Origin of the sequence: Campylobacter concisus, assembly GCF_902460625.1 — a bacterium.
Classification (GTDB): Bacteria; Campylobacterota; Campylobacteria; order Campylobacterales; family Campylobacteraceae; genus Campylobacter_A; species Campylobacter_A concisus_AD.
The window spans coordinates 71,482-84,641 of sequence record NZ_CABPUT010000005.1 but is presented as its reverse complement, the minus strand read 5'-3'; the positions used below and the strand labels follow the sequence as shown (position 1 = coordinate 84,641).

At 37.7% G+C, this 13,160-nt stretch carries 11 protein-coding genes and 1 pseudogene; 1 reads left to right on the top strand and 11 read right to left on the bottom strand.

Annotated elements, in window-relative coordinates; all coding sequences use genetic code 11:
• Positions 1-135: 135 nt before the first annotated feature.
• The 8 genes from efp to pheS all read right to left on the bottom strand — a co-directional run bounded on the left by efp (position 136) and on the right by pheS (position 9,957).
• Positions 136-702 (bottom strand): elongation factor P, encoded by a 567-nt coding sequence (gene efp, locus F3G69_RS04485; protein WP_021090997.1) that lies wholly within the window; start codon positions 700-702, stop codon positions 136-138.
• Positions 703-721: 19 nt separating this feature from the next.
• The gene (gene serA, locus F3G69_RS04480) at positions 722-2,302 is read right to left on the bottom strand and encodes a phosphoglycerate dehydrogenase (protein WP_223154638.1); all 1,581 of its coding nucleotides are present in this window, start codon (positions 2,300-2,302) and stop codon (positions 722-724) included.
• Positions 2,296-2,778 (bottom strand): hypothetical protein, encoded by a 483-nt coding sequence (locus tag F3G69_RS04475; RefSeq protein ID WP_054196265.1) that lies wholly within the window; start codon positions 2,776-2,778, stop codon positions 2,296-2,298. Before F3G69_RS04475 ends, serA begins: the two co-directional genes overlap by 7 nt.
• A gap of 5 nt (positions 2,779-2,783) precedes the next feature.
• On the bottom strand, positions 2,784-4,460 hold the full coding sequence (locus F3G69_RS04470) for a 30S ribosomal protein S1 (RefSeq protein ID WP_149714533.1): 1,677 nt from the start codon (positions 4,458-4,460) through the stop codon (positions 2,784-2,786).
• Between the two features lie 80 nt (positions 4,461-4,540).
• The gene (locus tag F3G69_RS04465) at positions 4,541-5,365 is read right to left on the bottom strand and encodes a 4-hydroxy-3-methylbut-2-enyl diphosphate reductase (RefSeq protein WP_084108692.1); all 825 of its coding nucleotides are present in this window, start codon (positions 5,363-5,365) and stop codon (positions 4,541-4,543) included.
• Complete coding sequence (gene aroA, locus F3G69_RS04460; protein ID WP_149714532.1) at positions 5,355-6,632, bottom strand: 3-phosphoshikimate 1-carboxyvinyltransferase; 1,278 nt, start codon at positions 6,630-6,632, stop codon at positions 5,355-5,357. The genes F3G69_RS04465 and aroA overlap by 11 nt, the downstream gene beginning before the upstream one ends.
• Positions 6,629-8,965, bottom strand: a complete 2,337-nt coding sequence (pheT, locus tag F3G69_RS04455; protein WP_149714531.1) for a phenylalanine--tRNA ligase subunit beta — start codon at positions 8,963-8,965, stop codon at positions 6,629-6,631. The genes aroA and pheT overlap by 4 nt, the downstream gene beginning before the upstream one ends.
• On the bottom strand, positions 8,962-9,957 hold the full coding sequence (pheS, locus tag F3G69_RS04450; RefSeq protein WP_149714530.1) for a phenylalanine--tRNA ligase subunit alpha: 996 nt from the start codon (positions 9,955-9,957) through the stop codon (positions 8,962-8,964). Before pheS ends, pheT begins: the two co-directional genes overlap by 4 nt.
• A 118-nt stretch (positions 9,958-10,075) precedes the next feature.
• On the opposite strand from pheS, the gene F3G69_RS04445 reads away from it, so the two are divergent.
• Positions 10,076-10,429, top strand: coding sequence for a histidine triad nucleotide-binding protein (locus tag F3G69_RS04445; RefSeq protein ID WP_072594719.1), 354 nt, complete (start codon positions 10,076-10,078; stop codon positions 10,427-10,429).
• Positions 10,430-10,469: 40 nt separating this feature from the next.
• Here F3G69_RS04445 and F3G69_RS09625 read toward each other — a convergent pair whose 3' ends face one another.
• The 3 genes and pseudogenes from F3G69_RS09625 to argH form a co-directional block, all read right to left on the bottom strand.
• Complete coding sequence (locus F3G69_RS09625; RefSeq protein WP_374048490.1) at positions 10,470-10,778, bottom strand: CZB domain-containing protein; 309 nt, start codon at positions 10,776-10,778, stop codon at positions 10,470-10,472.
• An 84-nt stretch (positions 10,779-10,862) separates the two neighbouring features.
• Positions 10,863-11,141, bottom strand: a pseudogene (locus F3G69_RS09620) (methyl-accepting chemotaxis protein); the annotation flags it as partial.
• 445 nt (positions 11,142-11,586) lie between these two features.
• Complete coding sequence (gene argH, locus F3G69_RS04435; protein ID WP_149714529.1) at positions 11,587-12,999, bottom strand: argininosuccinate lyase; 1,413 nt, start codon at positions 12,997-12,999, stop codon at positions 11,587-11,589.
• Between the last annotated feature and the right edge of the window lie 161 nt (positions 13,000-13,160).

Here is a 13,160-nt window from a genome sequence, read left to right as displayed (position 1 = left end):
TTCTATACTAGTGCTACTTAAAATTTTACAATATATGAAATGAAGTTTTTTGCTAAAGCCAATACTTTTTAAATAGTGACTTTAGCTAAGTATTAGGATTACTAAACGTAAATTTAGTAAAAAGATTAAGCTGCTTTATTTATTTGCACGCTCGATATACTCGCCGCGAACGGTATCAACACGGATAACTTCGCCCTCAAGTACGTGAAATGGTATCTGAACTACCGCACCACTCTCAAGAGTAGCTGGCTTTTTACCGCCTTGCGTATCACCCTTGAAATTTGGTGGAGTCTCAACTATCTTTAGCTCAACTACTTGTGGTACTTCAACGCCGATCGCATTGCCATTGTGAAATAAAATTTCAACCATCATGCCATCGATCATCCATTTTTTAACATCACCCACGTCCTCATCGCTAATAGCAACTTGCTCATAAGTAACCGTATCCATAAATTGACAATACTCACCATCATCATAAAGATACTGCATCTCTTTTTCTTCAAGATGTGGTTGCTCGCATTTATCGCCTGCATGAAAAGTCTTTTCAAGCACTTTTCCGTCGATAAAAGATTTGATTTTTGCACGAACAAAAGCTGCACCTTTGCCTGGTTTAACGTGTTGATATTCTACGATTTTATAAGGAACGCCATCGATCTCGATCTTTAGCCCTTTTTTTAGATCGCCCATTGAATATGAAGCCATTTTTTATCCTTTCAAAATTTTATATAACTGCGTATTGAGCCCAAACACAAGCTTCAAGTGCGTTTAGTCTCTCTAACGTTTCTGCTTTTATATGTTCATCAACCAAAATAACAGCAAGTGCCATATTGTGATCATCTCTACCAAGGCGGAAGTCTGCGATATTTATCTTCTCGTCAGCTAAAATTTTACTAATCTGAGCGATAACGCCTGGCACGTCATGATTTTTAAAGATGATCATCTTACCTTTTGGCTTAAAATCGGTCTTAAAGCCATTTATCGTTACGATACGTTGCTGATTTTCACCAAATACTGTTCCACCTACGGTTACAATGCCATTTTCGGTAGTTAAGCGAACGGTAATTTTATTTTTAAAAATACTATCTCCGCCAAGACTAGTTTCGGTCACTATACCTTTTTCATCGCATAAAAATTTAGCATTTACGTAATTTATCGCATCACCAAGACTCTCTTTTAATGCACCAACTATAGCAAATGTTAGCATTGAATTTGCATATTCGCTAATCTGGCCGTGAGTCTCGATACGAATGGCCTTGATAACGCTTTTATTTATCTGTGCAGCAAGAAATGCCATCTTGCTTGTAAGATCGATATAAGGCTCAACAAATGGCGGTAGATCTTCTGTTTTTATAGGTAAATTTAACGCATTTGGATAGCTTATACCGCGAGCCGCTAAAATAGCTTGCTCGACTGCCTCAACTGCGATATTTCGCTGCGATTCAAGCGTATTTGCTCCAAGGTGTGGGGTGACGCTTACATTGTTTAGATCAAGAAGTGGATGATCAGTTGCTGGCTCTCTTGTGAAAACATCAATACCAGCAAATGCTATCTTGCCACTTTTTAGTCCTTCATAAAGCGCTTCTTCGTTATAAAGACCGCCTCTAGCACAGTTTATAAGTCTTACGCCATCTTTCATTTTTGCGATCTCTTTAGCGCCTATCATATCGGTTGTCTCTTTGGTCTTTGGCGTGTGGATCGTGATAAAATCACATGCTAAAATATCATCAAAATTTTTAGTATAAGTACCGCCCATATCGATAACTTTAGATGGATCAATATATGGATCATAAGCGATGATCTCCATACCAAAAGCTTTTGCACGAACAGCTACCCTTGAGCCAATATTTCCAAAGCCAATCACGCCAAGCTTTTTCTTAAAAAGCTCAACCCCATACCATTTCTCACGCTTCCAAATTCTATCTAGCTTTAGATCATTATGAGCGTATTCAAGAGATCTAGCTGAAGCTAGCATATGCGCCATTGTCAGCTCGACCGCGGCAATAGTGTTTGCAGTTGGAACGTTCATAGCTATTATGCCACGCCTTGAGCATCCTTCTATATCGACATTATCTACACCAACACCAGCTCTAACGATAGCTTTTAGTTTTTTACCAGCGTTTAAAAAGGCCTCGTTTACTTCAGTTGAGCTTCTTGTTATAGCAACATCAGCCTCGCCTAAAATTTTTAAAAGTTCATCTTTGGGAGTATTAACTGCGTCTATTACGTTTATATCTTGCTCTTTTTTTAAAAGTTCAAAACCTACTGGATGTATTGCATCGCAAACAATGATAGTTTTCATAATTTTACCTCTCTCACACTTGAGTGGATATCATAAACTCTTAGTTCTAAAATGATATTTTGTAGAAGTTTAGAGTCTTGAGTATTTAAAAATATCTGGCTTTTTGCACCATCTTTTACAACAGTAAAATCGACCTCGCTTTTTCTTAAAGTCTGCATCAAACAAAACATTGAATAGATATCATTTTTATCTATCAAAAGCTCATATGCAGTAATCTTTGGTTTTTCTATTTTGGGTCGGTTGTATTCTATAAAAATTTCATTTACAGGCAGCACATAATCTCTTTTTCTAATAGTTGCTAGCTCACTCATCCAGTTAATATTGCTGGTCGTGCTTTTGGTTAAATTTTGCTCATTTGTGATATTTTCTTCATGTATTTGGCTGAAATTTACACTTGCAAATTTAACAAGAGAAATTCCAACCAAACCCAATATTACAAATAGCAGGACAACTACTAATAAAAGTACGCGTCTGCCCATTTAAACTAAAGTAATTGTTCTTTTATAATATCGCCAAGTGTTACTTTATCATCGTTATCATTGATCTCATTTAACACTTCACGCTCTTTTTGTTTTGCTAAACGGCGTATGCTAAGGCGAATTCTATTTTTCTTCTCATCGATAAATGCGATAGCTGCTTCGATCTCATCACCGATCTTAAGTATACTAACGTCTACACTACCTAGATCTTCTTTACGGATCAGCGCATCAACGTTATCACCAAGCTCTACAAACACGCCAAAGTCTTTAATATCGCGAATTGTTCCTTTTACGATATCGCCTACATTAAATTTATCAGCAAATGCTTGAACTGGACTTTGTTTTAGATCTTTTAGGCTGAGTGAAACTTTTTGTTCAGCGCTATCGATTTTGATGATTTTTACTTCAAGCTCGTCACCAGCTTTAAACATGTCTTTGCATTTATCGTTTCTATCCCAAGATGCGTCTTCGTTATGCAACAAACCTTCAACGCAGCCTACTCTAACAAATGCACCAAAACTTGTGACAGTTGTCACAACGCCTTTTACTACGTCACCTTCTTTGTGTTTTGCCTTAAACTCATCAAAAGGCTTTGGAAGTAAATTTTTAAGGCTTACTCTTAGGCGGTGTCCTTTTGCATCTATCTCAATAACCTCAACATCAATCTCTTGACCTTCATTGATGTGATCTTTTGGATTTTTGATATTTTTGTCCCATGAAATTTCAGATATATGTAAAAATCCTTCAATATCATTTCCAAGATCAACAAATGCGCCATAAGGCTCGATATTACTAACTGTAACTTTGATAGTGTCACCAACCTCTAGTCCATCATTTATGATCTCTTCCCAAGGATCTGGAATAGCTGCCTTGATAGATAAAGACAAGTGGCGTTTTTCGTTGTCATAGCTGATAACTTTAACTAAAACTTTATCGCCTTCTTTATATAGTGAGCTAGGATTTACTGGGCCTTTATAACTTATCTCACTGTAATGCACAAGCCCATCGACACCGCCAACATCAACAAACATGCCATAAGTTGTGATTTTTTTAACTGTGCCCTCTATAACGCTATCGTTTTCTACTATATTTGATAGAGCTTCTTTACGTTTTTTGCGATCATCATCTAAAATTTTCTTTCTAGAGACAACTATGCTATTTTCTTCTTTATCAATTTTTATAACTCTTACTTTATATGTTTTACCAATTACTCCTTCAGCATTTTTAAAGCCGCTGTGAGTTTTTGGTAAGAAAAATTCTACACCATTTGCGTCTTGAGTGATAAAACCACCTTTATTTTTTCCAACTACTTTTATGTCGATTTCGCCAGAATTTTCAGGATCGTAAGCTTCGATGAAAGCTTTAACTTTCTCTTTTCTAAGTGCTTTTTTATGCGACACTATAGGTCTTCCATTTCTTGATCCAGTTATTACAACTTTGATCGTATCGCCAACTTTATGCGTCAGGTTGCCGTTTGCATCAGTGATCTCAGAAACATTTAAAATGCCCTCTGATTTCTTGCCAACGTCGATTAAAACCTCATCGCCATTGATACTGACGATCTTTGCGTCACTATCTTCTTCAGTCTTTTTAAAAGACTCCTCTAACATCGCAGCAAAATCGATATCTTCGATATCTTCGTCTTTTGCTTTTCCTAATTGAACACTTTTGTTCACAGCCATCTTGATCCTTTAAATTTTATTATGCCAGTAGAGGCAAATTGGCTTATTATAGTTAATTGTGGCTTTAGCTAGGATAAATTTTATACTTTTTTGATTCTATCAACGACTTTTTGTATGATCCAGTCAGGCGTGCTTGCACCTGCACTTATGCCACACAAATTTTTGCCATCAAACCATGATTTTTCAAGCTCTTCTTCGCTTTCTATCAGGTAGCTATCTTCGCAGAAATTTTTAGATATTAGATAGAGTTGTTTTGTATTTGAGCTATTTTTTCCGCCGATTATTATCATCACATCAGCCCTCTTTGCTAAATTTTTAGCAGCCTCTTGGTTTTCAAATGTTGCGTTGCAGATGGTGTTAAAAACGCGCACTTCTTTTACATGAAGCATGAGATAGTTTGCGATCTGCATAAATTTCTCAACTTTTCTAGTCGTTTGGCTAACAAGTGCGACTTTTTGTTTAAATTTAATGCCCTCTAGCTCGCTCTCTTCAAGCACGACATAGACATTACCCTTGGCATATGACTTCACGCCCTTTACTTCAGGGTGGTGCACGTCACCATAGATCACCACATCATAGCCCTCTTCACTCATTTTTTCACAAATTTGCTGCGGCTTTGTCACAAATGGGCAAGTTGCATCGATTACTTTTATATCGGTTTTTTTTAGCTCCGCAAGGTCGTTTTTAGTGATGCCATGAGTGCGGATGATCGCCTTTTTCTCATCTTTTAGCTCATCTATACCCTCAAGCGTCTTTACATTGTAGTTTTTTTCAAGCCTATTTATCTCTTCATTATTATGGATGAGTGGCCCAATGGTCGCAGCATCTCCTGCATTTTCAGCAATCTTTATCGCCCTTTTTACACCAAAGCAAAATCCATAACTACTAGCAAGCTCAATCTTCAACTCTAGCTCCCATTTTCTTTAAAATTTCAGCAAAATTTGGAAATGAAGTGGCGATAAATTCGCTCTTTTCTATCTGCATGCCGCACTTTAGTCCAAGCACAGCAAAACTCATCGCAATCCTATGATCTCCGCGGCTATCTATCGTGGCAAATTTAGCCTCTGAACCATTTATGATAAAACCATCTTCAAGCTCGCTAGCATCAACGCCGCACTGCTTTAATGCATTTATCGTGACAGCTATCCTATCGCTCTCTTTTACACGAAGCTCTTTGGCATTAATGAGCTTGCTTTGACCTTTGGCGCAGGCAAATGCGATGGCCAAAGCTGGAGCTTCGTCGATGAGCCACGAGATATTTTCACTAACTTCCACGCCTTTTAAGTTTGGTGAGTATTTGACCTCGATATCGCCGATATCTTCATATTTGCTTGAAGTTTTGCAAAATTTTATCTCAGCTCCCATTTTTTCTAGAATTTTATAAGCTTCGATGCGAGTTTTATTTAGCAAGATATTTTTTAAAATAATGTGTGAGCCCGGAATGATAAGTGCTGCGACCGCAAAGAAAAATGCTGAGCTTGGGTCATTTGGTACATCTATATCAAGTGGTGCAAATGGGGCTTTCATCGGCTCCAGTGTGATCTCTAGGCCGTCACGCTTTATATCAGCTCCCATGCCAGCAAGCATGCGCTCAGTGTGGTCTCTGCTTAGCTCTGGCTCGCTAAATTTGCAGCCATTTGAGTAAAGAGCCGCTAGCAAAAGTGCACTTTTTACCTGAGCTGAGGCGATCTTGCTCTCAAAACTAAATCTTTCAAATTTCGTCCCTCTTATGCAAAGCGGAGCGTTGTTTGCGTTGTTTGCGCCATCTATCTTTGCACCCATATTGTTTAGAGGTTTTGCTATTCTAGCCATTGGACGTGAGTTTAAATATCTATCACCACTTAGCACGAAAAAGCCATCCTGTGCGGCTAGTAATCCCATAAAAAGCCTCATCGCCGTACCTGAGTTGCCACACTCTAAAATTTCATTTGGCTCTTTTATCTTTTGCGGCGGTGTGATCGTTATTTCAGAGCCATTGTCCTCAACTTTTGCGCCTAAAAGCTCGACTATCTTTAAGGTATTTAGCGTATCGCCTGCTCTTAGATAGTTTCTAACGCGAGATGGTTTGTCGCTTAAAAGCGAAAAGATCGCGCATCTATGCGAGATAGACTTATCGGCTGCAACGTCGTCGATGGTTAAATTTAGACTTTTTTCTAATGGATAAATTCTCATCTTATTCCGATATTTAGTTTCTCTTTTAGCTCGCTTAAAATTTTATCCATAAGTGCGTTTATATCATCATCTTCAAGCGTTTTTTCCATATCTTGGAATGTAAATTTGAGGCTAAGACTAATTGAGCCATTTAGCTTCGCATCTTTATAAATATCAACTGGTAAAAATTCTTTTAGCTCTTTTAAATTTAGCCCTCTTATGCACTCATAAATTCGTCCAGCCTCAAAATTTTTAGGCACGATGAGGCTAAGATCCCTTGTAGTGCTTTGAAATTTAGAATAAGGCACTGCCAAAATTGGCTCAAATTTAAGCTTAGCAAAATCAATCTCGCAGACGTAAGTTCTTGGTAGATCTCTCTTTGCTTCTACTCTTGCATCGACTCTGCCGATATAGCCGATCTTTTCGCCATTTTGATAGATGCATGCTTGTTCGTATGGGCTAAGATATGAGATACCCTGGCAAGGTTTTAGCTCAAATTTACCTATGACGTTTTGCACCATCGCTGCAAATGCATAGAAATTTGCCTCCTCACCCTTTGCGCCGTTTATTAGTGTTGGCTCTTTTAAGAGACCTGATACGACAAAGCCTAAATTTAAACCTTGGTTTGCATTTTCGTCAAAAATTTCTCCAAGCTCAAATAGCCTAACTGAGCGTTTTGAATTTTTGATATTTTTCTCGCTTGAGCTTAGAAGGTGATTAACAAGTGTCGGTCTAAGCGTGTTTAGCTCGTTATTTATAGGATTTAGTATCTTGACTTTGCATGGTTTAAAATTTAGCTCACTAAGCTCATCCTCACTATCAAAGACATAGTGTACGCTTTCAAAAAAGCCATTATCAGCTGCACGGCGTCTTAAATTTAGGGCGTTTTTATAGTCAAAATATGTCTTATTTAGCCTATTTTTCTCAGAGAAATTTAGTGGTTTTGAGGCGATATTGTCTATGCCTACTATCCTTACGATCTCCTCGCAAACATCGTGAGAATTTACTATATCATGGCGAAATAACGGCACTTTTACGTTAAAGCTTTCTTGCTCAACATTTACTGCGATCTCAAAGCCAAGTTTCTTTAAAATTTTAACGACATCATTTCTAGCAATATCTTGACCGATCATATTTTTAAGCTCAAAAAGAGAGATACTTAGTGTTATAGGCTCGGTGTTTAAAAGCGACTGCTGTGAGCCAGCAAAGAGATTTAGAGCATCTTTAAAATTAGCAAGTCTTTTAAATAAATAATCCGCACCATAAGCTAAATTTGGCTCGCTACCACGACTTGAGCGATAAATTTGATCACCCTTTGGTAAATTTTTATTTTCAAAAATAGCTTTTGAAACAATATCTGGCTTTACGTAGCTAGCTTCTACTAGGATCACTTTTGACTTCTCATCTACTCTTGCTACGTCACTTTGGTAAATTCCAGCAATGCCTAAATTTTTATCCCCGCAATAAACGACACATTCGCCATTTTCGCCATTTTTTATATCAAAAACAGCCTTTTCGCCTTCACTTACAAGTTTAGCGTGATCATAAGCCCTAAATAAAACACCCGTGCAAAATGTCGCATATTCAAGCAGTCTCTCTACTAAATTTGTCTTTTGACACTCTATTAATGCTAGACGCATGCGAGTTATTAGATTTTCATATAGTTCTTCTTTTAGCTCAAAAGCCTTATACAAAAATGACCCATTTACTTTATCCTCTGCTCGCACAGAAGCTATTCTGCCAATACCTAGTAAATTTTCGCTCTCATCGTCTTCGTGACTATCTTTCATATTTAGATCAAGCGCTGCACAAATTTCTCTTGCGATGCCATGTAAATTTTGGCAATCGCCTCTGTTTGCTGTGACATCAACTTCGATTATCGTATCTTTAAATACCTCAAATTCGCTAAGACTTGTACCAAGTTTTAGCTTGCCGATGCTCTCATCAAGCGGTAAAATTCCATCGTTCACCTTTGGAAGTCCCAGCTCACTTGAAGAGCAGATCATACCACTTGACTCGATACCTCTTAGCTTTGCTTTTTTTATCTCAAGACCATTTGGCATAGTCGTGCCAATAAGTGCAACTGGCACAAACTGGCCAGCTTCAACATTTTTAGCCCCACACACGATCTGAAGCGTCTCTCCACCAACATCTACTTGACAAACGCTTAGTTTATCGGCATCTGGGTGCTTTTCTCTACTTTTTATGTAGCCAACCACAATGCTCTTTGGCAAATTTATCTCTTTATAGCTATCAACCTCTAGCCCTATAGAATTTAATGTTTTTGAAAGTGTCTCGCCGCTAACCTCGCTAAGGTCGATCCACTCGTTTAACCAATGCTTTGAAATTATCATTTAAACTGCTCCAACAATCTTAAATCTCCCTCAAAAAGCGACCTTAGATCAGGCACTCTATGAAGCAACATCGCAAATCTCTCAACGCCAAGGCCAAAGGCGTATCCACTTACATTTTTATAGCCAACTGCCTTAAATACATTTGGATCGACGACACCACATCCAAGTACCTCAAGCCAAGTAGTCTGCTTGCACACTCTGCAGCCCTTGCCATGGCAGAATATACAACTAATATCAACCTCTGCGCTAGGCTCCGTAAATGGAAAGAAACTAGGGCGAAAACGCACTTCAACATCGCCAAACATATGCTTTAAAAAGCCCTCAAGCATTGATTTTAAATTTGCAAAGCTAACTTTCTCAGCATCCTCCACCACAAGGCCCTCAACCTGGTGAAACATCGGTGTATGCGTTAAATCCATATCACGTCTAAAGACGGTGCCTGGCGCTATCATGCGAATAGGTGGCTTTTGATTTAGCATAGTTCGCACCTGAACTGGGCTCGTATGCGTCCTTAAAAGTCTAAAATCATCTAGATAAAATGTATCTTGCATATCTCTTGCTGGGTGATATTTTGGTAAATTTAGCGCCTCAAAGTTGTGAAAATCATCTTCTATTAGTGGTCCGGTCTCGAGCGAGAAATTTAGAGCTAAAAAGTATTCAATTATCTTATCCATCGTGGCCATCACAGGGTGAAGCGCTCCACTAGCAACAGGCTCGTTAAATAGCGTGATATCAGCGGCCTCTTTTTTCATCTTGTTATCTATCTCTTGCTCGCTAAGCTCAGACTTTTTAGCTTCTATTAGCGCGCCAAGCTCATCTCTTTGCTTGTTTAAATTTGCTGCAAATTCCTTTTTCTCATCTTCGCCAAGCTCTTTTAGCTTTGCAAAACCTTGCGCCAAGATGCCCTTTTTGCCAAAAATTTCTACCCTGACTTTTTCCAAATCATCAAGCGTTGAAATTTCATTTTTGATTTTATTAACGAAATCTTGCAATTTTTTGCCTTTATAAATTTTTGAGTCGATTTTATAGAAAAAGAGTTAAAATCAAGATAAAGAGCACGAAATTTAAGCACACTTTGATATAATTTTGCAAAATTTCAAAGGAGCTAAAATGACCATATTTGAAAAGATCGTAGCTGGTGAAATCCCTTGCAACAAAGTGCTTGAAAGCGAGAAATTTCTAGCTTTTAACGACATAAATCCAAAAGCACCGATCCACATCCTAATCATCCCCAAAAAACACTATAAAAATTTCCAAGAGATGGATCCAATTTTAATGGGAGAGATGACAAAATTTATCCAAGAAGTGGCGACCTTAATGGGCGTTGATAAGAGCGGATACCGCCTTATAACAAACTGCGGTGAAAACGGCGGTCAAGAAGTTATGCATCTACATTTTCACCTGCTTGGCGGAGCTAAGCTTGGCTGGAGCGAAGGCGTAGCTGATCCACAAAGCACATTTTAATAGCTTATAAATTTTAGACTCAAATCTTGAGTCTAAAATTTTATTTTCTTGCAGACTTAATAGCTTCAAGCAACTCTTCAAAACCTACTTTACTTGAGTTTTCAACATCTTTTAATATTTCAACGCCAGGTAGATTTCCTTTATCTTTATCAGCAAAAATAACCATCGCTTTTTCTAGTCCATGATGAACATTTTCATGATGAGCTGCGATACTTGAGAGAATTTTGGCATCTTTTACAAGAGTATTTTTCACATCTTTTTCATACCATTTGCCAAATCTACACTCATGAACATCTTGAATCTTATTAAACTCATTTAAAAGTACGCCTCTATATCCATTTAGCTTCATATTTATATGATCTATTTTTCCATTGCTTACATAGACTTCATTTGTAACATTTAGAGCCTGATTTAGGATATTTTGCGTATTTGCATTTACACTTGAGATATTTCCTTCAAATCCACCTAAAATTTTCATAGCATTTGCAGAAATTTTTGAAAAATTCTCACTCATTTCGATCATTGTATTCGCACTTTGCTTAAGTCCATTTATATTTACTTCAACCTCAAGTGTTGCCTTTTGCGTGCGCTCAGCAAGCTTTCTAACCTCATCTGCCACGACAGCAAAACCTCGTCCGTGCTCACCCGCACGAGCTGCCTCGATAGCAGCATTTAGCGCTAGTAAATTTGTCTGATCTGAGATGTCTTTTATGAGATTTATGATCTCAACGATAGAATTTACGCTTCCATTAAGCGAAGAAGCGTCATTTGAAAGGTCATTACTCATCTGACTTACTTGCTCGATCGAGTTTAAAATTTCAGCCGTTTGCGACTTGAGTTCGCCCGTCTCTTTGAAAGTCTTTTCATTTAGTCCATTTATACTTTCAAGCATTTTTAGATTTTCTTCCATTGTTAATTGCAAGAAATTTATACCATCTTGATAACTTGAAAGTAATAAATTTACAGCCTCTTGCTTATCCTTAGCTTGCTCTTTTGGCTCACAAGTTTTAACGTTTTTTAGCTCCTCTTTAAGTGCTAAAATTTCAGCCTTTAAAGCTTCATTTTCTCTTTGTAAAGCTTCATTTTTACTAGAAAGCTCTTTATTCTTGCCATCAAAAAACATTTTTCATCCTTTAAAATTTGTAGATTTTGCGTAATTATAACTCTTTTTTCTTAAGCCAGTAGTCTAAAATTTCTATCTGCTCATCAACGCTTTTATTTGCCGTACCGCCCTGCGAACAACGCGCCTCTTTTGAAGCGTGAAGATCTAAAAATTTAATAGCATTTGCATCTAAATTTTCATCCACACTTTTTAGCTGCTCTTCATTTAATTCACTTAAATCAAGTCCTAAACTTTCAGCTTTTGCGACGACTTTGCCTGTGATAAAATGTGCTGTTCTAAACGGGATGTTTTTTTCACGCACTAGATAATCAGCCAGATCAGTGGCACTTAGATGCCCAGTTTTTGTCGCTTTTAACATGTTTTTTTCATTAAATTTAGCCGTTTTTATCATCTCATTTAGGATGGTAGTCGAGCTTAAAATGGTTGAGACGCTATCAAACACACCCTCTTTATCTTCTTGCATATCTTTATTATAAGCAAGTGGCAGACCTTTCATCGTAGTTAGTAGCGCTACTAAATTTCCATTTACGCGTCCAGTTTTGCCTCGTATAAGCTCGGCGACATCAGGGTTTTTTTTCTGTGGCATGATAGAGCTGCCTGTACTATAAGCGTCACTGATGCTTACAAAGCCAAATTCTTGCGAGCTCCAAAGTATAAGCTCCTCACAAAGTCTAGAAGCGTGCGTCATAAAAACGCTAATGTTAAATAAAATTTCCAGCGCAAAGTCACGGTCGCTCACGCTATCCATCGCATTTTGCGTGCAAGCTGCAAAGCCAAGCTCACTTGCAACGATAGTTCTATCTATCTTATGAGGAGTGCCTGCAAGGGCTGCTGAACCAAGTGGGCTTAGGTTGTTTCGCTCATATGAGCTAATAAAACGCTCGAAATCTCTTTTAAACATAAATGCATATGCTAGCAAGTGATAGCTAAGGCTTACTGGCTGAGCGTGTTGAAGGTGTGTGTAGCCTGGCATTAGCGTATCTTTGTGGTTTTTTGCCAAATTTGTAAGCGTGGCGATGAGCTCTTTTATACATGAAGAAATTTCTAAATTTTTCTTCAATACGTAAAATTTAAAATCAAGCGCGACTTGGTCATTTCTACTTCTAGCTGTGTGCAGTCTGCCTCCAAGCTCGGCGCCGATGATCTGGCTAAGTCGCTTCTCAACTGCCATATGTATATCTTCATCTTCTAACTTAAACTCAAATTTACCTGCTCTTATCTCAGATAAAACCTCACCAAGCCCCTTTATGATCGCCTCTGACTCATCTTTTTTTAAAATTCCACAAACCCCAAGCATCTTTGCATGAGCCTTACTTCCAGCGATATCTTCTTCAAAAAGATTTTTATCAAAATTTATAGAGGCATTAAATTCCTCAAGTAACTTCGAGCTAGCCTCGCTAAATCTACCCTCCCACATCTTTTTGTGTGCGTTTTTCTCTTTTTTCATAGCTTTGCCTTTAATTAATTTTGCGTGATTTTAACAAAATAGCACTTAACTGGGTATTTTAACTATAAAGTTGCAAAAAAGTTATAAATATAATTTATCTTTAAGGATATAGAAATATAATTCAAAATATAACTTTTTAAAAACTATTTTAATTTTCTATT

Coding starts and splice junctions, on each gene's coding strand:
- efp (WP_021090997.1), bottom strand. CDS start 702: ATGGCTTCATATTCAATGGGCGATCTAAAAAAAGGGCTAAAGATCGAG.
- F3G69_RS04475 (WP_054196265.1), bottom strand. CDS start 2,778: ATGGGCAGACGCGTACTTTTATTAGTAGTTGTCCTGCTATTTGTAATA.
- F3G69_RS04470 (WP_149714533.1), bottom strand. CDS start 4,460: ATGGCTGTGAACAAAAGTGTTCAATTAGGAAAAGCAAAAGACGAAGAT.
- aroA (WP_149714532.1), bottom strand. CDS start 6,632: ATGAGAATTTATCCATTAGAAAAAAGTCTAAATTTAACCATCGACGAC.
- pheT (WP_149714531.1), bottom strand. CDS start 8,965: ATGATAATTTCAAAGCATTGGTTAAACGAGTGGATCGACCTTAGCGAG.
- F3G69_RS04445 (WP_072594719.1), top strand. CDS start 10,076: ATGACCATATTTGAAAAGATCGTAGCTGGTGAAATCCCTTGCAACAAA.
- F3G69_RS09625 (WP_374048490.1), bottom strand. CDS start 10,778: ATGAAGCTAAATGGATATAGAGGCGTACTTTTAAATGAGTTTAATAAG.
- argH (WP_149714529.1), bottom strand. CDS start 12,999: ATGAAAAAAGAGAAAAACGCACACAAAAAGATGTGGGAGGGTAGATTT.